General features: G+C 40.8%; 13 protein-coding genes and 1 pseudogene. 5 read left to right on the forward strand and 9 right to left on the reverse strand.

The genetic code is table 11. The annotated features are described in order from the left end of the window. Window positions 1-681 carry a methionine ABC transporter permease gene (locus tag HXT23_RS03430; RefSeq protein ID WP_016831446.1) on the forward strand — a complete coding sequence of 227 codons (681 nt, stop codon included), beginning with the start codon at window positions 1-3 and terminating at the stop codon, window positions 679-681. A 52-nt stretch (window positions 682-733) separates the two neighbouring features. Beyond that, window positions 734-1,273, forward strand: coding sequence for a peptidylprolyl isomerase (locus tag HXT23_RS03435; protein ID WP_422112682.1), 540 nt, complete (start codon window positions 734-736; stop codon window positions 1,271-1,273). A 134-nt stretch (window positions 1,274-1,407) separates the two neighbouring features. On the opposite strand, the gene HXT23_RS03440 is transcribed toward HXT23_RS03435, so the two are convergent. From HXT23_RS03440 to HXT23_RS03450, 3 genes are read right to left on the reverse strand one after another with little or no spacing between them, the layout of a single operon-like run. Further along, window positions 1,408-3,747: a RelA/SpoT family protein gene (locus tag HXT23_RS03440; protein WP_004574583.1), complete on the reverse strand. Its 2,340-nt coding sequence runs from the start codon at window positions 3,745-3,747 to the stop codon at window positions 1,408-1,410. 11 nt (window positions 3,748-3,758) lie between these two features. Further along, window positions 3,759-4,247, reverse strand: a complete 489-nt coding sequence (gene dut / locus HXT23_RS03445) for a dUTP diphosphatase (protein ID WP_004132127.1) — start codon at window positions 4,245-4,247, stop codon at window positions 3,759-3,761. Further along, window positions 4,247-4,540, reverse strand: a complete 294-nt coding sequence (locus HXT23_RS03450; protein ID WP_004132126.1) for a DUF4193 domain-containing protein — start codon at window positions 4,538-4,540, stop codon at window positions 4,247-4,249. The genes dut and HXT23_RS03450 overlap by 1 nt, the downstream gene beginning before the upstream one ends. Window positions 4,541-4,773: 233 nt before the next feature. Here HXT23_RS03450 and sepH point away from each other — a divergent pair, with 233 nt between their 5' ends. Beyond that, window positions 4,774-6,120, forward strand: coding sequence for a septation protein SepH (gene sepH, locus HXT23_RS03455; RefSeq protein WP_004132125.1), 1,347 nt, complete (start codon window positions 4,774-4,776; stop codon window positions 6,118-6,120). A gap of 11 nt (window positions 6,121-6,131) precedes the next feature. Here the strand turns inward: sepH and HXT23_RS03460 are convergent, their stop codons facing one another. Continuing rightward, the gene (locus HXT23_RS03460) at window positions 6,132-7,349 is read right to left on the reverse strand and encodes an alkaline phosphatase family protein (protein WP_018642368.1); all 1,218 of its coding nucleotides are present in this window, start codon (window positions 7,347-7,349) and stop codon (window positions 6,132-6,134) included. A gap of 217 nt (window positions 7,350-7,566) precedes the next feature. Between HXT23_RS03460 and HXT23_RS03465 the strand changes: the two genes are divergently transcribed. Further along, window positions 7,567-10,251 (forward strand): DNA gyrase/topoisomerase IV subunit A, encoded by a 2,685-nt coding sequence (locus HXT23_RS03465; protein WP_422112683.1) that lies wholly within the window; start codon window positions 7,567-7,569, stop codon window positions 10,249-10,251. Between the two features lie 66 nt (window positions 10,252-10,317). On the opposite strand, the pseudogene HXT23_RS03470 reads toward HXT23_RS03465, so the two are convergent. The 5 genes and pseudogenes from HXT23_RS03470 to HXT23_RS03490 all read right to left on the reverse strand — a co-directional run bounded on the left by HXT23_RS03470 (window position 10,318) and on the right by HXT23_RS03490 (window position 18,571). After that, a pseudogene (locus tag HXT23_RS03470) lies at window positions 10,318-12,248 on the reverse strand (InlB B-repeat-containing protein). A 197-nt stretch (window positions 12,249-12,445) separates the two neighbouring features. Continuing rightward, window positions 12,446-13,630 carry an MFS transporter gene (locus HXT23_RS03475; protein WP_422112684.1) on the reverse strand — a complete coding sequence of 395 codons (1,185 nt, stop codon included), beginning with the start codon at window positions 13,628-13,630 and terminating at the stop codon, window positions 12,446-12,448. Window positions 13,631-13,699: 69 nt separating this feature from the next. Further along, entirely contained in the window at window positions 13,700-16,087 is a 2,388-nt protein-coding gene (locus HXT23_RS03480; protein WP_422112685.1) for a DNA gyrase/topoisomerase IV subunit B, read from the reverse strand. 93 nt (window positions 16,088-16,180) lie between these two features. Further along, the gene (locus tag HXT23_RS03485) at window positions 16,181-17,485 is read right to left on the reverse strand and encodes an RNA polymerase sigma factor (protein WP_422112686.1); all 1,305 of its coding nucleotides are present in this window, start codon (window positions 17,483-17,485) and stop codon (window positions 16,181-16,183) included. Window positions 17,486-17,620: 135 nt separating this feature from the next. Then, window positions 17,621-18,571: a hypothetical protein gene (locus tag HXT23_RS03490; RefSeq protein ID WP_016635587.1), complete on the reverse strand. Its 951-nt coding sequence runs from the start codon at window positions 18,569-18,571 to the stop codon at window positions 17,621-17,623. Between the two features lie 242 nt (window positions 18,572-18,813). On the opposite strand from HXT23_RS03490, the gene HXT23_RS03495 reads away from it, so the two are divergent. Further along, window positions 18,814-19,917, forward strand: a complete 1,104-nt coding sequence (locus HXT23_RS03495; protein WP_248899086.1) for a polyprenyl synthetase family protein — start codon at window positions 18,814-18,816, stop codon at window positions 19,915-19,917. Window positions 19,918-19,958: the final 41 nt, after the last annotated feature.

Consider the following 19,958-nt stretch of genomic DNA (forward strand, 5'->3'; position numbering starts at 1 on the left):
ATGCCAGAAAATATTTCACAATTTATAGACGAATATGGAGAACTAATTATTGAAGGCACAAAAGACACAATTGTTATGACTTCAATATCTACATTATTTGCATACGTAATAGGACTTCCAATAGGAGTTCTTCTTATAACAAGCGCAAAGCAAGGAATTTGCAAAAACGCGCTGCTTAACACTGTTTTAGGAAGCATTGTAAACGTTGTGAGATCTATTCCGTTTATAATTTTGCTTGTTGCTATAATCCCACTTACAAGGCTTATTGTTGGAACATCTTTAGGTGTTCCAGGAGCAATTGTTCCGCTTGTTATAACAGCTGCGCCATTCGTAGCGCGAATTGTTGAGCAATCTTTGGCAGAAGTTGACGGAAGTCTTATAGAAGCTGCTCAAAGTTTTGGAGCAAGCAACACACAAATCGTGTTCAAAGTATTGCTTTTTGAAAGTTTACCTTCGCTAATTCGCGGAGCAGCATTAACGTTTATTACGCTTTTTGGATTCTCAGCAATGGCTGGAACAGTTGGCGCAGGAGGACTTGGAGATATTGCGATTCGCTACGGATATCAGCGTTATCAATACGACGTTATGAGCGCAGCAGTAATTTTGTGCATTTTGCTTGTGCAATTAGTGCAAAGCATTGGAGATTTAATATCCAACAAAATCAACCATCACGAGCGCTAATATTAATCAAAATAAACAGTGAACAGTCTTTAATGTATGGGAGAATCGCAATATGACACTTATTAATATGCATACGTCTGAAGGCGATATAAAGATTAATCTTTTTGACGATAAAGCGCCTATTACAGTAAAAAATTTCGTTGACTTGGCAACTGGCGAAAAAGAGTGGATTGATCCTTTTAGCGGCGAAAAGTCTAATGAGCCTTTCTACAATGGCTTAACTTTCCACAGAATTATTAAAGACTTTATGATTCAAGGCGGATGCCCTCTTGGAAACGGAATGGGCGGTCCTGGCTACGAATTTGACGACGAGATTGACCCATCTCTAAAGTTCGATAAGCCATATTTGCTCGCAATGGCAAATGCTGGAAAGCAACGCGGACGCGATGGCCGCTTGCATGGCACGAATGGATCTCAATTCTTTATAACAACTGTTCCAACTCCTTGGCTTGATGGTCATCACACGATTTTTGGAGAAGTTGTGGACGATGAGTCTAAAGCTGTTGTAGATAAGCTAGAATCTGTTCCAACAGATAGGTCCGATGCTCCACTAGAGCCAGTTGGAATTATATCTATTGATGTTATTAAGTAAAAACATTAGCTAAAATAAAGCAAAAATAGTATAAGAATTGCAATAATAAAACTTCCAGCCAAAGGATTATTTGACTGGAAGTTTTATTGTTTAGTTGCGCTTTAGCTACGATTTAGTTACTGTTTAGTCGCAGTTTAATCGCGTTCCATTTTTCTAAGTCGCGGTTCCGCACTATCTTTTGCACCAGTAATTCTATAAACGTCAAAAACGCCATCAATCTTACGAATTGCAGCAAGAAGAGTGTTCAAATGCTGAGGATCTGCCATTTCAAACGTAAATTGGCTTGTAGCAACGCGATCGTCTCCAGTAGCAATCGTTCCCGAAAGAATATTTACGCCATGATCCGAAAGAACTCGTGTAACATCTGAAAGCAAATGCTGACGATCCAAAGCTTCTACTTGAACTTTAACAAGGAACAAGCCTTTGTCGCTTGTCCATTGAACAGGAATAACACGTTCCGATTGCGACTTTTGCAAATCAATCATATTTTGGCAATCTGTTCTATGAACAGAAACGCCCTGATTCCTTGTTATAAAGCCAACAATGTCATCTCCTGGAACAGGCATGCAACAGCGCGCAAGCTTAACCCAAACGTCTCCAACACCCTTTACAGAAACGCCAAGAACGCCGTTAGACTTGCGACTACGCTCTGCTCTTCTAAGCGGAAGCGCCTCTTCTTGCGCTTCTTCTGCTACTTCTTCGCTTCCTGCATCTTTAACAAGACGAGAAATAACATTTTGTGTAGAAACCTGACCTTCGCCAATCGCAGCATAAACGGCTTCTACGTTAGCAGTAATATTAAGCTCTTGCGCAACGCCTATTAACGCTTGCGGAGTGAGCAAAGTAGACAAAGGCAAGTTACGTTTACGCATAGCGCGCGTAAGCTCGTCTTTGCCTTCTTCAATGGCCTCCGAACGGCGTTCCTTGCTAAACCACTGCCTAATCTTATTTCTAGCTCTAGGGCTTTTTACAAAGCTGAGCCAATCGCGCGAAGGACCAGCAGTATCGGACTTAGATGTAAGAACTTCTACAGTATCTCCATTGTTAAGTTTTGTATCTAGTGGAACAAGCTTTCCATTTACGCGAGCGCCCATCATTCTGTGACCAACTTCCGTATGCACAGAATAAGCAAAGTCAACTGGTGTTGCGTCTTGCGGAAGAGCAACAATACTTCCCTTTGGAGTAAACACGTAGACTTCCGAAGCTCCAAGATCTTGCTTCAAAGAACCCAAGAATTCGTCGGAATCTGGCGTTTCGCTAGTCCAATCTGCAAGCTGCTGAATCCACTTTAAGTTATCTAATTCGCTAAGCTCTTTGTTTTCTTCTTGCTCGCGCTTAACATCACCCTTATCTGGCTTGCTTAAAGCTCGACCAGCTTGGCCATTTGCTTTGTACTTCCAGTGTGCAGCAATACCAAATTCAGCACGCCTATGCATATCCCATGTGCGAATTTGAATCTCAACAGGCTTTCCACCAGGGCCTACAACAGTAGTGTGCAAGCTTTGATACATATTTAGCTTAGGAGTAGCAATGTAGTCCTTAAATCGGCCTGGAACAGGGCTCCAACGCGCGTGAACTGCGCCAAGAGCCGCATAACAGTCTCGAATAGAATCAACGATTATTCTAACGCCTACAAGGTCATAGATATTTTCAAAATCATGACCGCGAACAATCATCTTTTGGTAGATTGAGAAATAATCTTTTGGTCGCCCTTTAACCGAAGCCTTAACATGTTGCGCACTTAAATCTTCGTTGATTTCTTCTAGAATTTGACGTAAATATACTTCTCGCTGGCCAGCTCTTCGAGCTACTAACACTACGATTTCGTTATAAATCTTAGGGTATAAAACCTTAAAGCTTAGCTCTTCAAGCTCTGTTTTAATAGCATTCATGCCGAGTCGATTTGCAAGCGGAGCATAAACGTCTAGAGTTTCTCGAGCTTTTTTATGCGAGCTAGACGCCTTAACGTACCTCCACGTACGCGCATTATGTAATCGATCTGCAAGTTTTACTACTAACACTCGCACATCTCGGCTCATTGCAACAACCATTTTGCGGATTGTTTCTGCTTGAGCGCTTTCGCCGTACTCCATATTGGATATTTTTGTAACGCCATCTACAAGGCCAGCAACCGTGTCTCCAAAGTCTGCTCTGCACTCTTCTAGCGTGTAATCTGTGTCTTCTACAGTGTCGTGCAATAATCCTGCAGCAACAACAATAGGACCCATTCCAAGATCAGCTAAAATTTGAGCTACAGCAAGAGGGTGAATAATGTACGGCTCTCCCGATTTACGCCTTTGACCAGTATGCTGCTTTACGGCTCTTTTATACGCCTTATGCAAAATATCCATGTTTTCATCGGGATGATGCCACTTGCACATTTGCAATATAGGACGCAATGGGTCTCGCATATCTTCGCTAATTTCACACCCGAGCATATTAGCGCCTTTAATATCTTCTTGAGATTCTCCCATTGAATGTCACCTCATTGCACGCCAGTAGAGCCAAATCCTTTAGTGGATCTATCGGAGCCTGGAAGCTGACTTGCTTCAACAAACCTAGCTTCAACATAACGTTGAATAACAAGCTGAGCTATGCGATCTCCACGATTAAATTGCACAGTATTATTTGGATCCATATTGATTAATGGAACCTTAATCTCTCCACGATACCCAGCATCAATCGTTCCTGGAGCATTAAGAACAGTAACACCCTGTTTTACAGCTAAACCAGAACGCGGATGAACCAAAGCCACGTATCCAGCAGGCAAGGCGATTGCAACGCCAGTCGGCACTAGAGCGCGCTCAAAAGGACGCAAGGTAACGTCTTGCGTAGTTCGCAAATCCGCTCCAGCATCTCCCGCATGAGCGTAAGAAAGATGCTCCATTGCAGCCTGGCTATCTGTTCCATCGTTCAAATATTTAATAAGAACTTCCACCTGCTCTGGGCCCGTATAGGTATCATCGTAAGCCATTAAGCTGCGCACTCCTTACAAATCGGTTGACCGTCTTGAGACATTTGAGCGAGCTGACTTCTGTGCTTTACAAGGAAGCATTCGGAGCAAATGAACTCATCACCTTGCATTGGTATTACTGTAACAGATGCATCTTCGTTGCTAAGATCTGCGCCTGGCAACTCGTAATCTTCTGCAATAGCGTTTTCGTCATCGTCTATATCGTTTGCAGAATTTTGAGAGCCTTTGCTCAATGCTTCCAACGACTCCTCGTCTTCGTCTTTACTACGAGGAGAATCATAATCCTGTGCCATTATGGTCCTTTCGTTTTTAAGATTACTTATTGCTTAAAACTACTTTTCTACTTTATTTATAGCGATTAGCACTATTTATAGCAATTAGTCTAAATCTACCTACGCGCATAGCATACATGAAAGCTACCCCGCATAGAATACTCGCTTTTTTATTAATAGAAAATGGCAAAGAAGGCATACTATGGACTAAAGTATGTTATAAGTATCGTTAAAAGCGAGGAAAGTGGTGCGCAATGCTTGAAAATCCGCCAAAAGAGGCGAGTTTCGATCATGTGGATAATAATGGCGATTTAATTTTTATTTTTGAAAACACGCCGTTAAAAATTCATGTTGACGACACGCTGGAGCGCGCAATCGCCGAGTCGAAAAAACTAACAAATGTTGATGGACGTAATCAAAATACAGTTAACTCGACTGGCAAATCGGACGATTCGCCAAATGCAACTACAGCAACTCTGCCTATATCTCAAATTCAAGCTTTAATACGCGCTGGATTAGAACCAGAACATGTTGCAAAGCGCTACAACGTAAGCGAATCTCAAGTTAGACGATTCTCAAGCGGAGTAGAAACCGAAAAGCAATATGCTATTGAACAATTCTTGACTGTTCCAGCGCCTAAACAAAGCAATATGCGAACTCTTTCGGATTTAATTGAGCGCACTCTTGCAAAAGCGCATATTGGAATGGAAACAGTAAAGTGGCGTGCCACAAGACGCGGACTTGAACCATGGCTTATAACAGCAGAATTCAACACTGCTACTCGCACAATAAAAGCCGAGTGGACTTGGAACATGCATGATAACTCCGTTGCTTGCGCTAATCCTTCTGCAAGATTGTTACTTGGCGAAGAAGTTATGAATAATGATTCTTCCAAGAAGTCACAATTTGGCGGAACTTATAGAGATACTGTAAGCATTAGCTTCCCATTTGCAAACGAAGATCTTCCAGGAAACTCAATTCGTTCTGCAAGAATAGAGCGCGCTGTTTCTCAATGGGAATCAAGGAATAGTGAGAACCTTGCAAATGTTGCAAACGTTGCAATGCAAGCGCAAAATGCAAAAAATGAGCAAGACCAAAATGCGCAAAACGCAAACGCACAAAACGCACAAGAACAATACAATGCGAATAAATCACTAGACCAAAATAACGCAAATCCTTTAGATTCTTTGCAAAGCTACGAGCAAAACAATAATCTAAGTACTTTAGTTGCAAATAGCGAGAACCAAGTGGATGCAAATGCTGTATCTAACAGTATAAATGCCGTACAAATCGCATCGAATATAGCAAACTCGTCCAATTCCGATTTGAACAAAGCTAGCAACAATGCAAATGCGCTTTTTAGCAATAACTCTAGCTATAGCTCTAATAGTGAATCGCGCAACGAAGAAGAAAAACAAGCAAATCAAGAAAATAAAAAAGATAATCACGTTCAAGCAGACAAAACTGTTTCGATAGAAGCGCCAAAGTCTGCGCAAACGCCAAAGTCTACTAAAGCGCGCGCAAACGAACATTCTAAAGCCAAAAAGAGCAGCCGTGCAGCTGTTCCTAGCTGGGATGAGATTCTTTTTGGCGAAGGATGATTTAGCGTAAATTAAGCTATATCAACTAAGCACGGAATATCCATTTCCATTGCGCTCATAGAGCCATGAACACTCGGCAAGTTCATGGCTTTTTCTGTTTCGATTCTAGAATCAACGATTGTTACAGATGACTTTGCTTGAACAAGAACATCTCCAATAACGCTTAGCGCAAGCGAGCTGATTTCTCCAAAAACGCCATCTTTAACAGCTTGCTCTTTAGTTCTAACACGCGCTTTATCTTGCAAAACATTAGTCCACCTTAACGCAATGTCTTCTGGATTTGCGCCATCTTCCGCGTATAGCATAACAGACCTAGGCTCTCCCCCAACAAGCTTAACTCCTTTAGTAAGACGACTATCTTTTGCAATATCTATTTTCAAATCTGGATTTGACTCAATCATTCCATGGTCTGCCGTAATAACGATTAGAGTGCCTTTTTGACAATTTTTTCTTAAAAGATTTAATTGTGCGTCTATCTGCTCAAAAATAGAAACCCAATTCTCGGATTTCCAACCATAATTGTGACCGATTTTGTCTATATCTCTAAGATACAAATACGTTAAACCAGGCGTTTTAGTGCTGTTTGCAGCATTCATAATTCGCGCTCTAGCAGTTGTTCCGCTTATAAATTTAGCTCCTCTAAAAGCTGCTTGAGTTAAAGGAGAATCCTCAAATTTTGAAAGACTTACGTGGTTTGCTCTAACACCCAATCTAGAAAGCGACTCGAATATTGTAGGCTGACGTTGCAAATCTAATGGATTTGGAGCATCCCTAAATTGGATTAATTGAGATAATGCGCCAGTTTTAGGATTTTTTTGAGTGTATCCTGTCATTGCAGTAAGACCAGGGCAAGTCCCAGTGCCAAAAGTGGCCATTGCTGCAACCGTAGTGCTAGGAACGCAAGTTGTTATAGGGCGCTGATTTGCGCTGTTGTTAAGAAGAGCACGCAAATATGGAGCATGACCTTTTCTAATAGCAAGATTCCAATATCCAAGACCATCCACAAGCACAACAACAGCACTTTTTACTTTAGGAAACCCAAACAAATCTCGCAAAGAATCAGGATTTTTATGGATTTGTGTGCAAATTGGCGATCCTATAGAAGCACTAAGAGCTGGAAGAATCGAAGATAGATGAAGAGCAGATTTAGGATTATTGTATGCGTCACGGATTTTGCTATTTTCAACAAACTTCAACAAGTCATCCAATTGTGGAATCTCAATAGTCATAAGCTACATTGTAGTTAAAAAAGACTACATATAAAGTTAAATTCGAGTTAGCGCTAAAGTTAGATTCAAATCGCAAGAAAAATCGCAAGGAAAAACGCAACTAAAATCACAGGAAAAATCACCACTAAAATGGCAAGAAAATAAGCATTTAACAAACATTTGTGCATATAAATTGGTATTATAAAGGCTTGTAAGTCACTTCAAGGAGTTCAAAATTATGCCTTCACGCAGCAAGTCAACAAAAGCAGCCTTCGACCCTAGAAAGGTTAAAGAGAATATTGTTGAAACGCCGCTTAACGAAGAGATGAGCAAATCTTTTCTGGAATACGCATATTCTGTGATTTACGCGCGCGCATTGCCAGACGCAAGAGACGGAATGAAGCCAGTACAGCGCAGAATCGTGTACCAAATGGGAAACATGAATCTTACGCCAGATCACGCGTATATGAAGTCTGCTCGCGTTGTAGGCGAAGTTATGGGAAAGCTGCATCCGCATGGAGATTCCGCGATTTACGAAGCAATGGTGCGCTTGGCTCAGCCGTTTTCTCTTAGACTCCCATTGGTTGACGGTCATGGAAACTTTGGTTCCTTAGACGACGGCCCTGCAGCATCCAGGTACACAGAAGCGAGACTAGCTCCAGCAGCGCTTGGAATGAATGCAGATATTAACGAAGACACTGTTGATTTTGCGCCAAACTACGACAATAAGCTAAAAGAGCCAACAGTTTTGCCTTCTGCTATACCAAACTTGCTTGTAAATGGAGCTTCTGGAATCGCAGTTGGAATGGCTACAAACATGGCTACTCACAATCTTGGAGAGGTTGTTGCTGCAGCAAAATACGTTATGAAGCACCCAAATGCTACTCTAGACGATTTAATGCAAATAGTTCCAGGTCCAGACTGGCCAGGCGGCGGCATAATTATTGGGCGCAGCGGAATCCGCGAAGCGTACGAAACTGGAAGAGGCGCTTTTACAACAAGATCAAAAACGCATATTGAAAACGTTACAGCACGCAAAAAGGCGATTATTGTTACAGAATTGCCATTTATGGTTGGCCCAGAGCGCGTGCTCGAACGCATATCTCAAGGTATAAAAGCGCGCAAACTAGACGGAATATCTGGAGCAATCGACTTAACAGATAGGCACAATGGAACGCGAATCGTAATAGAAATAAAAACAGGATTCGACCCAAACGCTGTTCTTGCGCAACTTTTTAAGCACACTCCGCTGCAAGAAAGCTTTACAATTAACAACGTTGCACTAGTAGACGGCAGGCCGCACACAATGGGGCTTCGCGAGCTCCTAGACGTGTGGATTTCGCACAGAAGAACCGTTATTAGAAGACGCAGCGAATTTAGACTAAACAAAGCCAAAGAAAGATTGCACCTTGTAGAAGGCTTACTTCTTGCAATGCTAGACATTGACGAAGTGATTCAAGTAATTAGGTCTTCCGAAGATGCAGAAACCGCTAAATCAAAGCTTATTAGCGTATTTGATTTAGACGAGATTCAATCGCAATACATTCTTGACTTAAGGCTTAGAAGACTTACAAAAATGAGTCGAATCGAGCTAGAAGGCGAAAAAAACGACTTATTGCAAAAAATAGATGAGCTTAACGAAATTCTAAGCTCTGCAAATCAGTTAGACAAAGTTGTAATTGCAGAAATGGATTACGCTGTAAAACAGTGGGATACTCCTCGCAGAACTATTCTTTTAGACGAGCAAGAAGACGGCAGTTTTACGCCTGTTTGTACTAAAAACACTAAAGTTGCAAACAATGATTTAGCAATGGATGCAGTTATTGCAGCTAATAAGATTACAAGCACTCAAGCAGACGTTGCAGCAGCTGCTCTGGCCGCCAAAAAGTCTGGGAGCAGCGATGCTTCTGCAATAGCTTTGCAATTAAGCGACGATCCGTGCGCTGTAGCTTTGAGCACATCTGGACTTATAGCAAGAACAAGCGTTGAAACATTTAATAGATGGCAATCACATTCTTCAAATGTTTTTGACACTCCATGCTTAAGCGTGTTTGAAACAACAACTCGCGCAAACTACGCTTTAATAACATCCGCAGGTCGATTAGTAATAGCGCATGTTGCAGATTTACCACACTTAAATCAAGGAAACGAAGACGTTTTAGAATCGCTTTCTAATGGAGTTAAAGCAAACGAATTGCTAACTTCCACTCAAAGCACAGACCCGATTAGAGGAGAAAAAGTCGTAGCTGCTATTGCATTAAGCGATGATTCTAAAACTCCTACATCTTCTAAAACTCCTCTTGCAATCGGAACAAATAATGGCGTTGTAAAACGATGGAATTTTGAATCGCCAACAACAATGGATTCCTGGAGCATTATTGACTTAAAAGATAATGATTCAGTAATCGGAGCAGCTCTTGCAAAAGACGAAGACAGGATTGTGTTTATAAGCAGCGACTCTTCCCTACTTACATTCGACGCAAAGCAAGTGCGCGCACAAGGACGAAGCTCTGCTGGAATGGCAGGAATTAGGCTTAACGAAGGATGCGTTGTTTCTGCTTTTGCTGTAGTTGCTAAAAATGACGTTGAATGGAACTACGAAGAAGGGCAAAACGGACTATTTTCTGCTTCTGGAAGCGTAGTTTTCACTCTTGCTGGAGACAGCGACGCGCTTGCTGGAACAGAAAACGGAGCAGCAAAGATTACGCCGCTAGAAATGTACCCTACAAAGGGTCGCGGCACGGGAGGCGTGCGATCGCAGCGATTCCTTAAGGGGCAAAATACACTTTTGCATGCATATGTTGGAAACTATCCGCTTTACGCAACTACACAACGTGGAGCAAATGTAGAGCTACCTAAGCCAGATATGCGAAGGGATGCATCGGGAACCGAGCTAGTCTCCCCTATTGCGCATATTGGTTAGTTACGTTGTGTAGTTACGCCATTTATGCCATTGTTTCAACGTATGCTATAGCTGCGATTTTTGTAGCTAGTTTTTGCGAGCATGCTTGGAATAGCTACTGCGTGATTTTCTAGCTCCTACAAGTACCAAAATTCCTGCAAACACAGATGCAAACAAAGAATTCATGGCCATAGCCACTGAAGAGCCAGTTTCAGGCAAATACTTAGCAGAATTAGCGTGAATCTGCATTTTCGATGGCGCTTCATCTTGTTTCTTTACATCAAACGAATAATCTTGATTCTTTGTATATTCTTGCCCATGCGAAGGAACAGAATCTATAATAGGCGTAGAATCTGGAGCTGGAGTTTGCTCTTCATCTGTATCTGGCGTCGTATCTGGCGTTGGCACAGGCGTTGGCACAGGCGTTGGAATCGGAGCAGGAGCTGGCTTAGGTGTATAAATAGCATAAACCGTCATATCACTTTTTACTGGAGTTTGATCAGTAAATATTTTGCTTTTATCCTTACCTGTAGAGTCGGCATTCCACTCTACAAAAGTATAACCTTCTTTAGATGGTGCCGATGGCATCATCTGACCTGCAACACTGTTTTCACTTATGCTTTTGCCTTCCTTAACTTGCACAGAAGCATAATTAGAATTATTGCCATTTACAAAAGTAACAGTGTAGATCTTAGCCTTAGGAATAATGTTGTAGGTAAAGTGCGATCTACCAATCATCCTAGGCATATTATTAACAAAATCATAAAATATACACTGACCTTCAAGGGTGCCAGTCTTCACTGCTACATATTTGCCATCAGAGTTTTTCTTAAAATATGGAGAGCGGTCAATCGTTACGGGATTCCCATTCTCCTCAAAACCCTCCATAACACTGATTGTATGACCAGAGCTTTCTTGAGTAATTGTAATAGGGCGCTTATATTCCTCTCCTACCTCAATAGTAAAAGGTCCAGGATTTTGATTGTCAAACGGTGAATCATTTTCCCCTGAGCGAAACTTATATTGTCCTAAATTACCTTTTACAACAATTTCAGAAATTTTATTACCTTGGAAAGCAACACTACCAACTCCAGCAAGATAATACGGGTCAGCATCCGTATCATGCTCTTTGCCAGTTCCATCAATTACACCTTCAAACACAACTTTTTCAATTTCATTAGCAACAAAGGCTGCATTGCTTACTGAAATAACATTTTTTGGAATAACAACAGTTCCCTTAATTTTATTCCAACCGAAAGCGCCATATTCTATAATCTTAAGAGACTGCGGAAGAGTTACACCCTCAATATAAGTTTCGCCATCAATGTGTTCATGCTTATTCCCAACCTGCTTTGCACTTCCAGTAAAAGCACATTCATGAATAACTTCAATACCTTCAGGAATAACTATGTGATGATTTTTCTTAAGCTTTTCCTTGCCTTTGGCGCTAAGTCCATCCACATATTCATTTACTGTTTCATTCGTTTCAGGATGATAAACATCTTTCCTGCCACCAACAGTTTTACCATCGGCAGAAATATTAAAGTCGTCACGCGTCCAAGTTAAAGATGCATCATTTGTGCTACTTGAATCATTTGAAGCTTCCCTAGATTCTGCAGATTCATGTACATTTATACTTCCACGATTACTTGTTGGAAGATTAGTATTGCTTACATCTATAAGAGTTTGCGTAATCTTATTAGTTTCAAAATTTTCAGTATCAGTTACAGATTCAGAAGTTTTAGCAGATTTAGCAGATTTTGTAGTTTCGTTAGTTTTTTCAGTTTCGTTAGAATTTGAAGAGTTAATACTTTCAGAAGGTTTTACGGAAGTGCTATCTAAAGCCCCCCCCCAATGGATGTTTCAGAATCTACCGCAGAAGAATTTACAGTAGTAGTAACACCAGAAGCAGTTGAAGTTTCAACAGCATTAGCACTTTGCGCTACGCAAAAAGCACACGCAGCAGTAGCAATACCCATCATAGCGCTAGTCAAAATTACGTTAGTTCTCTTACTCATTTTTTCCTCTTGCAAAACCAACTCTTCTAAAATTATTAGCGATTAAAACAAATATAATACATGTGCTTAACAGTATTAGTTTGAATCTTCACATATTCTACAACTTACACTTTCAATAGCAATCAAATGTAACCAAACTCACAATAATCTTAATAAATCTTAAACCAAAACCAGCAAACAATCACACAAAAATATTTTCATACTAAACTTTTGCAAGTCCGAATCAATTTCATATGCATAAACGCCATTGCAGATAGCAAAATAATCAAATATGCTGGCAGCAAAGACATAGACACGTTTTGACCAATAAACCCAAAGATTGCAGGCATTAGCATTGATCCAATATATGCGCTAGCCATTTGCACGCCAACAATCGCTTGCGATTTATCAGCTCCAAAATAATGCGGTGTGGAATGAATAATGCATGGATAAATAGGCGCACAACCTAAACCAATAATCACAAATCCTGCAACCAATGCTATATGATTTGGCAATGGCAATAACAATACAATAATGCCTAAAATCATCACTAGTTGCCCAAGACGAATCATGGTTTCATCATTAAAACGCATTGTCAAAAATCCGCTTATAAATCGTCCTGCTGTAATACCAACATAAAATAAACTTGCCCAACCCGCTGCAACAACGCGGATAACTCCCCCGTGCAAAACCATGTAACTACTAGCCCATAATCCTGCAGTTTGTTCAATAGCGCAGTAACAGAAAAACATTATAAAAATATTTTTAGCTCCAGGAATGCGCAAAACTTCTGCAAAAGATAGCGTTTTAGAATATTCTTTAGATATCTGAATAGGTTTTAGTAATTTATGCGATTTACGATTATTCCACAATGGCAAACTTGCAAACAATATTACAGTTAATATAACTTGAACAATAGCAATATATTGATACCCTGCAGACCATCCAAATCCGCAAGAAAGCGCAAAACCCATAACGTAAGGCCCAGCTGAAGCTCCAATACCCCACATGCAGTGAAGCCAGCTCATATGACGGCTTTCGTAGTGCAAAGCAACATAGTTGTTAAGAGCAGCGTCTACTCCTCCAGCACCAAGTCCGTACGGAATTGCCAGAAAAATAAGCACAAGATAATTCGGCGCAAAAGAAAAACCCAATAATGACAACGCAGTTAAAGCAACAGATACAGAAGTAACTTTTCCTACGCCAAATCGCTTAGTTATTCTGTCACTCAATAGAGCAGACACAATAGTTCCTGCAGAAATAACCATTGATATTCCGCCAGCCCAAGAAATTTGCGCGCCAATATCGTGGCTCATAGTCGGCCAAGCAGATCCTAAAAGAGCATCTGGCAAACCCAAGCTAATAAATGCTAAATAGATAATTGCAAGAAGAAGGTTAATCATAAAATTCCCCAACCTAGTTCTTCATATTTGCAATGCGAACGCCCCTTCATAAAATAATACATAACAAAATCAGGTATCGATTTTGGAGCGATCAAAGTCGTCTGCGTTATCAACAATAAACTGCTTGCGTGGAGGAACGTCATCGCCCATTAGCAAATCAAATACTTCGCTTGCTTGTTGAGCATCTTCCATACGAATCCTTCTTAACATGCGCGTTCTAGGGTCCATAGTGGTGTCTGCAAGCTGATCAGCATCCATCTCGCCCAAGCCCTTGTAGCGCTGAATATCGCTGTTAAAATCAATGCCCTTAGCTTGCAAATCATCAAGCTTTCCAGCCAATTCGTCATCGGAATACGTGTAAATATACTCGCCTTTGTGCTTTCCAGCGAGCGCAATCCTGTGAAGAGGCGGCACAGCAGCATAAACATGCCCGTGCTCAATAAGCGGACGCATATAACGGTAGAACAGCGTTAGCAACAAAATACGAATGTGCGCGCCGTCAACATCTGCATCGGTCATCATAACAATCTTGTTATAACGCGCTTGCGAAATATCAAAACTTGCGCCCGACCCTGCTCCAACAACTTGAATGATTGCAGCGCACTCTTTGTTGGAAAGCATTTGCGCAAGACTTGCTTTTTGAACGTTCAAAATCTTACCGCGTATTGGCAAAAGCGCTTGGAAAGCAGAGTTTCGAGCAGCTTTTGCAGTACCAAGCGCAGAATCGCCCTCAACGATGAAAAGTTCTGCAACATCGTCGTTTCCAGGCTGGCAATCAGAAAGCTTCGGCGGCATAGAAGCAGACTCAAGCGCATTCTTTCTGCGAGTAACTTCCTTAGTTTTACGCGCTTGAATACGCGCGTGCATCTCGGAAACAATTTTCTCTAAAACTCTAGCAGACTGCTCTTTGAATCCTCGCTTAGACCCACTAATCATCTCGCCGAATTGAGCATCCGTCATTTTTGTAACGATTGGCTTAACTTGAGCAGTTCCAAGAACATCTTTAGTTTGACCCTGGAATTGAGGCTCTGCTATGCGAACTGTTACAACAGCAACCATTCCAGCTAGAATATCGTCTCGCTCAATCTTAGTGTTTGAATCTTTAAGATTTACTTTAAGCTTTCTAGCATTGTCTTCAACAGCCTTGCGGATTTGCTTAGTCAATCCTTGCAAGAATCCGTCTACGTGCATACCTCCGCCAGGAGTTTCAACAACGTTCACAAAGCTAACAATCGTTGAATCGTAGCCGTTTACCCAACGCATTGCAATGTCTACAGCGCATTTACGCGTTACTTGTTGAGCATGCAAATCTCCTGCAGCATCAACAGCTTGCGTTTCTTCCAAGTAAGTGTCTTGGCCTGTAATTCGCCAAATATCGGAGATTGCTTGACCTTTTGAAAGAAAGTCAACAAAATCTTTTACTCCGCCATTGTGCAAAAATTCAACAACTCTAGGATGATGATTATTTTGCAATTCTCTAGCAGACTCACTATTTGCAACAGATTGCTCGGTGGATTCTTCGATTTCGCTATCTGATTCAGCTTCCGATTCGCCATATAATTGAGCTTCTTCTGACTCCGATTCAGTTTGATTTATCTCATTAGATTCATCATCTTCGGCTGCTTGCGATTCATCCTTAAACGTCAAATCATCTGTTAAATCGCTAGCATTCGCATCAATATTCGCATCATCGCCAGAACTACTGTCAACTTCTTGAATATCGCTAAATTCGCCTTCTGGCACATGCTCGTCAATAACAGTAATTCGCAAACCTGGAACCAAAAAGCTCGTTTGACGAACTCTGTCAATCAACTGTTCGTAACTAAAGCGAGCTGTTGAATTAAAAATCTCGGGATCTGCCCAATATCTAACTCGAGTACCAGTAGTTTTTGGCGAAACTGTGCCAATAATCTCTAATTCAGTAGGCTTGTTCTTACGCGTGCGCTTGAACGGAGAAGCTGGAGACGGATTTTCTGGATCTGCATCGCTATACACACCAGGATGCCCCTGATGAAAAGCCATATGATGCGTTTTTCCGTCTCTATCTACTTCTACGTCTAATCTCAAACTCAACGCGTTTACAACAGAAGATCCAACGCCATGCAAACCGCCTGCAGCGTTGTATGAAGCGTTACCAAACTTTGCTCCAGCATGAAGCTTAGTTAAAACAACTTCAACGCCTGTAAGCTTTGTTTTTGGCTCCACGTCTACTGGAATGCCACGACCGTTATCTGCAACTTCAATAGAGCCATCATCGTGAAGAGTAACAACAATATGGTCACAAGCTCCAGCTAAAGCCTCGTCAACCGCATTGTCAATAATCTCCCAAAGGCAATGCATTAATCCTTGGCTGTCTGTAGTACCAATATACATTCCTGGACGCTTTCTTACAGCATCCAAGCCTTCTAGCACTGTCAAACTGTCGGCATCATATTGCTCTTGCTCTTTAGAGACCACTTCTACCCCTTATATAAGCTAACTATTAAGCAATAAGTGTCGCATCTTAACTAAAGTAGAAACACGACACTTTTGCAATATAACGTTACAAAATCACTGATCTAAGAAGTCACGCAAGGTTTGCGACCTAGAAGGATGACGCAACTTAGACATTGTTTTAGACTCGATTTGACGAATGCGTTCGCGAGTAACGCCATACACGCGACCAATATCATCCAAAGTCTTAGGCTGACCATCTTCCAAGCCGTATCGCATTTTAATAACGCCAGCCTCCCGAGGAGCTAATGTTTCAAGAACCTGCCTGAACTGCTCTTGCAAAAGAGAGAATGCTACAGCATCAGATGGTGCAATTGCATCGGTATCTTCAATCAAATCACCAAACTCGGAATCGCCATCTTCGCCCAAAGGAGTGTGCAAAGAAATAGGCTCACGACCATACTTTTGCACTTCTTGCACCTTTTCTACAGGCATATCAAGCTCGCGTGCAAGCTCGTCTGGCGTAGGCTCGCGACCCAAGTCTTGAAGCATTTGGCGCTGAACTCTAGAAAGCTTATTAATAACTTCCACCATGTGCACTGGAACTCGAATTGTACGAGCCTGATCTGCCATAGCACGCGTAATCGCCTGGCGAATCCACCAAGTTGCATACGTTGAGAACTTAAAGCCCTTCTTCCAATCAAACTTTTCTACTGCACGAATTAAGCCAAGATTACCTTCCTGAATTAAATCAAGGAAAAGCATGCCCCTGCCTGTGTACCTTTTAGCAAGCGAAACAACAAGTCTCAAGTTTGCTTCTAGAAGATGATCTTTAGCTTTCTTACCATCTGCTGCAGCCCACTTAAGCTCGCGCTTGCGCTTAAACTCCATTTGGTCGATTTGCGTGTCAAGCAAATGCTGAGCATACAAACCAGCTTCGATTCTCTCCGACAAATCAACTTCCTGCTCCGCGTTAAGAAGGCTAACGCGACCAATCTGCTTTAAGTAGTCTTTAACAGGATCTGCCGTAGCTCCAGTAGCGATTACTCGACGCTTTGGGTTTCCAGAAGGAGTTAAATTATCGTCATCGTCGTCATCTCGAACAATAAAAGCGCCTTTTGCTTGAGGAACTTGCGGAGCTTCTGACTTGTTTTCGTCCGTTTCTTCGCCGTCTTCGTCTTCAGAGATATCGTCTAGATTATTAATGTCGTCAACATCGTCCAAGTTGTCTACGTCGTCTACATCAAGATCATCGTGAATTTCATCAAAATCTTCTAAATCCATGTGATCTTCGTCTGGATCCATTGGCGCATCAACATTAGCATCAACGTCTTGAGCATCAATGTCTTCATCAATCTTAAAGTCTTGTTGTTCTTCTTTGCTCGTCTTGGAATCGACACTTGCTTTATTTTCGCTCGCCAAACTTTTCCTCCTGTAGATTCCCCGCTAACACAAAGTAATCCGCCAAAATAGGGTATTTAATTTTGCTATACCCTAAAGGCACTCTACTATACCATAAAGGCATAGTTATGGCAAGGGCAACTTTTCATTAAGAAGTTAATCATCTTCTAAGGACGATTCTTTATTACTTTCTTCTTGCGGCGTGGCGAATTTTCTACACCACGCTGGCTCTACATGATTCCTATATGCGTTATCTACTATTCTAACCATTGAGCAATCAGGATCTATATCTAACGCCATTTCAACATATTTTTCAACATCACCTAGCCTAAACCACCAACTTATATAGCACATTAAAGCGTAAACTTGCACTTTTAATTCTGGTATTCCATCTACAACACAAGCCATAGCCTTTAGTAGATTTACAACGTCTAACGCTTTACAAATATCTGGAAGCTCGTGATCTTCGTTAAATTTTTCTTCTAGAAAACGTCTTAAATCTTTAGATATTTCTTTTGTTCTAGGCTCTAAAGCTAGAGTAAGCAACGAGTCGATATTGTAGTACTCTTCTTTAGAGTCCAGTAAAGCCACAAGCAAAGTGTCTCGAACGTTAATATTGTCAAACATTGCAATCGGCAGCATTATAAGGTCGTAACCTACAATGTTTCCTTCTTTTTTGCAAATCATATTATTCCAGTTGCGTATTGATTGATTTACAAAAATATCAAAAGCCGAGAATACTTCTTGCTTACATTTAACATCTAAATCTCTGTTTATGTAATCAATATACTTTTCAAAAAATTCTGGAGCTAAAGATCTAAGATTTTCAATCCAATTATCGTTGTAATCATGATGATTGTTAACATAATCTTTAGGAATGTCTAAAACTGCTATACACTCTTTTGGAAGATGATTAAGATCCACTTTTTCTATTGTTTTTCCAGAAGCATAGCTCACAGCAAAATAGTCTTCGGATTTGTTACAAATCATACTTGCAGCATAAATATTCGTCATCTCTTTAAAAGTTGAATATTCATGATCTTTGTCTTCAAAAAATTGCGTCTCACTGATTTCGCAGCCTTTAGACTCGTTTTTTATTGTTTTCATAATTCCTCCCCTGTTTGTTTGTTGCTTGTTATTTGTTATTTGTTATTCGTTACTCGATACTTGCTGTATTGATTTCGCTGTTTCTTTTAACTTTGTAAATAAGAGTTTTGCATTGCAAAAGCGATAGCGCAATAAAAACTAAGCAATGTGGTTAAAGGCTATAAATCCTAGAAAAAATCCTAGAAAAGTCTTAGAAAATACTCACTTCTGCAATGTCTAAGGCATGTGGATAACTCGTAGATATGAGTTTAGATTCGCAAAAGTCATGCATCGATACGCGTATAAGCGAATTAATTTATAGTCAATTTGATTCTTTAGCTTGCAAAAATCTTATTTCTAATTGCAATAAAACACTTAAAAACGTTGTTTCCCAAGCAATTTTGTCTAGCGAAGGCGGAAAACGACTTAGAGCTTTATTAGCATTATATGCTTTTGATGCAGCAAAAGAGAGCTACTCAGCTACGCAAAGTGACGACTCTTACAAAAACTCAAAAAACGCAATGCTAGACGTTGCTTGTGCTCTAGAAGTATTTCAAACAGCAGCTCTTGTTCACGACGACATAATCGACGAATCCGCTTTAAGACGAGGAAAACCAAGCGCATATTGTGCGCTATCTAAAGCCACAAACAATAGTCATATTGGAACTGGTCTTGGATTAATGCTCGGAGATATTCTAGCGTCTCAAAGCTTCGACATAACTAGAAAAGCGTGCGAAAACTTGCAAAATCCTAATGAGGTTTTATGCGAATTTACAAACATGCAAAAAAACGTTGGAATTGGCCAAATTCTAGACCTTTCAATCGAAATGATGAGCCTAGATAATCCACAAAAACTTGCCGAATCTTCTATAAACGTTTTTAGGTGGAAAACTGCAAGTTACACAACTATTGCACCTCTTGCTCTGGGATTTTTGGCTGCTGGAATGCAAAAAGACTACGCAATCAACTTAGCGAATCAAATTGGAGATCCTTTAGGAATCGCATTCCAACTTGCAGACGATCTTTTAGATATTGTTTCGGATTCTGCTCACACGGGTAAACCAATCGGAGGAGATATTCGAGAAGGAAAACGCGCTGTTCTTCTAGCAGACGCATTAGAACTTTGCACTCCCGAAGATAATCTCTTCTTAATAAACGCATACACTTCTAAAAGCCGAAACGAAGATGACGTTAAAAGAATCATTGATATTTATAGTAAAAGTGGCGCTATAGGTAAGTCTAAAAAGCGCATTCACAATCTTTGGGTTGAATCGCAAGAAAAAATAGACACTAGTTCGCTAAGCAATCATAGTAAAGTCATTTTGCACAATATTTCTAGCATGTTTATTCCTAAAGAATGGCAATAAGCGCAAATTGCGACTATTCTTTACTGTATTACCTGTACACT

It is taken from the genome of Gardnerella sp. DNF00257, from assembly GCF_049262745.1.
GTDB classification, from domain to species: Bacteria; Actinomycetota; Actinomycetes; order Actinomycetales; family Bifidobacteriaceae; genus Bifidobacterium; species Bifidobacterium piotii.

Excerpts from the sequence above, each read along its gene's own strand:
- HXT23_RS03430 (WP_016831446.1), top strand. The coding sequence starts at position 1 with ATGCCAGAAAATATTTCACAATTTATAGACGAATATGGAGAACTAATT.
- HXT23_RS03435 (WP_422112682.1), top strand. The coding sequence starts at position 734 with ATGACACTTATTAATATGCATACGTCTGAAGGCGATATAAAGATTAAT.
- HXT23_RS03440 (WP_004574583.1), bottom strand. The coding sequence starts at position 3,747 with ATGGGAGAATCTCAAGAAGATATTAAAGGCGCTAATATGCTCGGGTGT.
- dut (WP_004132127.1), bottom strand. The coding sequence starts at position 4,247 with ATGGCTTACGATGATACCTATACGGGCCCAGAGCAGGTGGAAGTTCTT.
- HXT23_RS03450 (WP_004132126.1), bottom strand. The coding sequence starts at position 4,540 with ATGGCACAGGATTATGATTCTCCTCGTAGTAAAGACGAAGACGAGGAG.
- sepH (WP_004132125.1), top strand. The coding sequence starts at position 4,774 with ATGCTTGAAAATCCGCCAAAAGAGGCGAGTTTCGATCATGTGGATAAT.
- HXT23_RS03460 (WP_018642368.1), bottom strand. The coding sequence starts at position 7,349 with ATGACTATTGAGATTCCACAATTGGATGACTTGTTGAAGTTTGTTGAA.
- HXT23_RS03465 (WP_422112683.1), top strand. The coding sequence starts at position 7,567 with ATGCCTTCACGCAGCAAGTCAACAAAAGCAGCCTTCGACCCTAGAAAG.
- HXT23_RS03475 (WP_422112684.1), bottom strand. The coding sequence starts at position 13,630 with ATGATTAACCTTCTTCTTGCAATTATCTATTTAGCATTTATTAGCTTG.
- HXT23_RS03490 (WP_016635587.1), bottom strand. The coding sequence starts at position 18,571 with ATGAAAACAATAAAAAACGAGTCTAAAGGCTGCGAAATCAGTGAGACG.
- HXT23_RS03495 (WP_248899086.1), top strand. The coding sequence starts at position 18,814 with ATGAGTTTAGATTCGCAAAAGTCATGCATCGATACGCGTATAAGCGAA.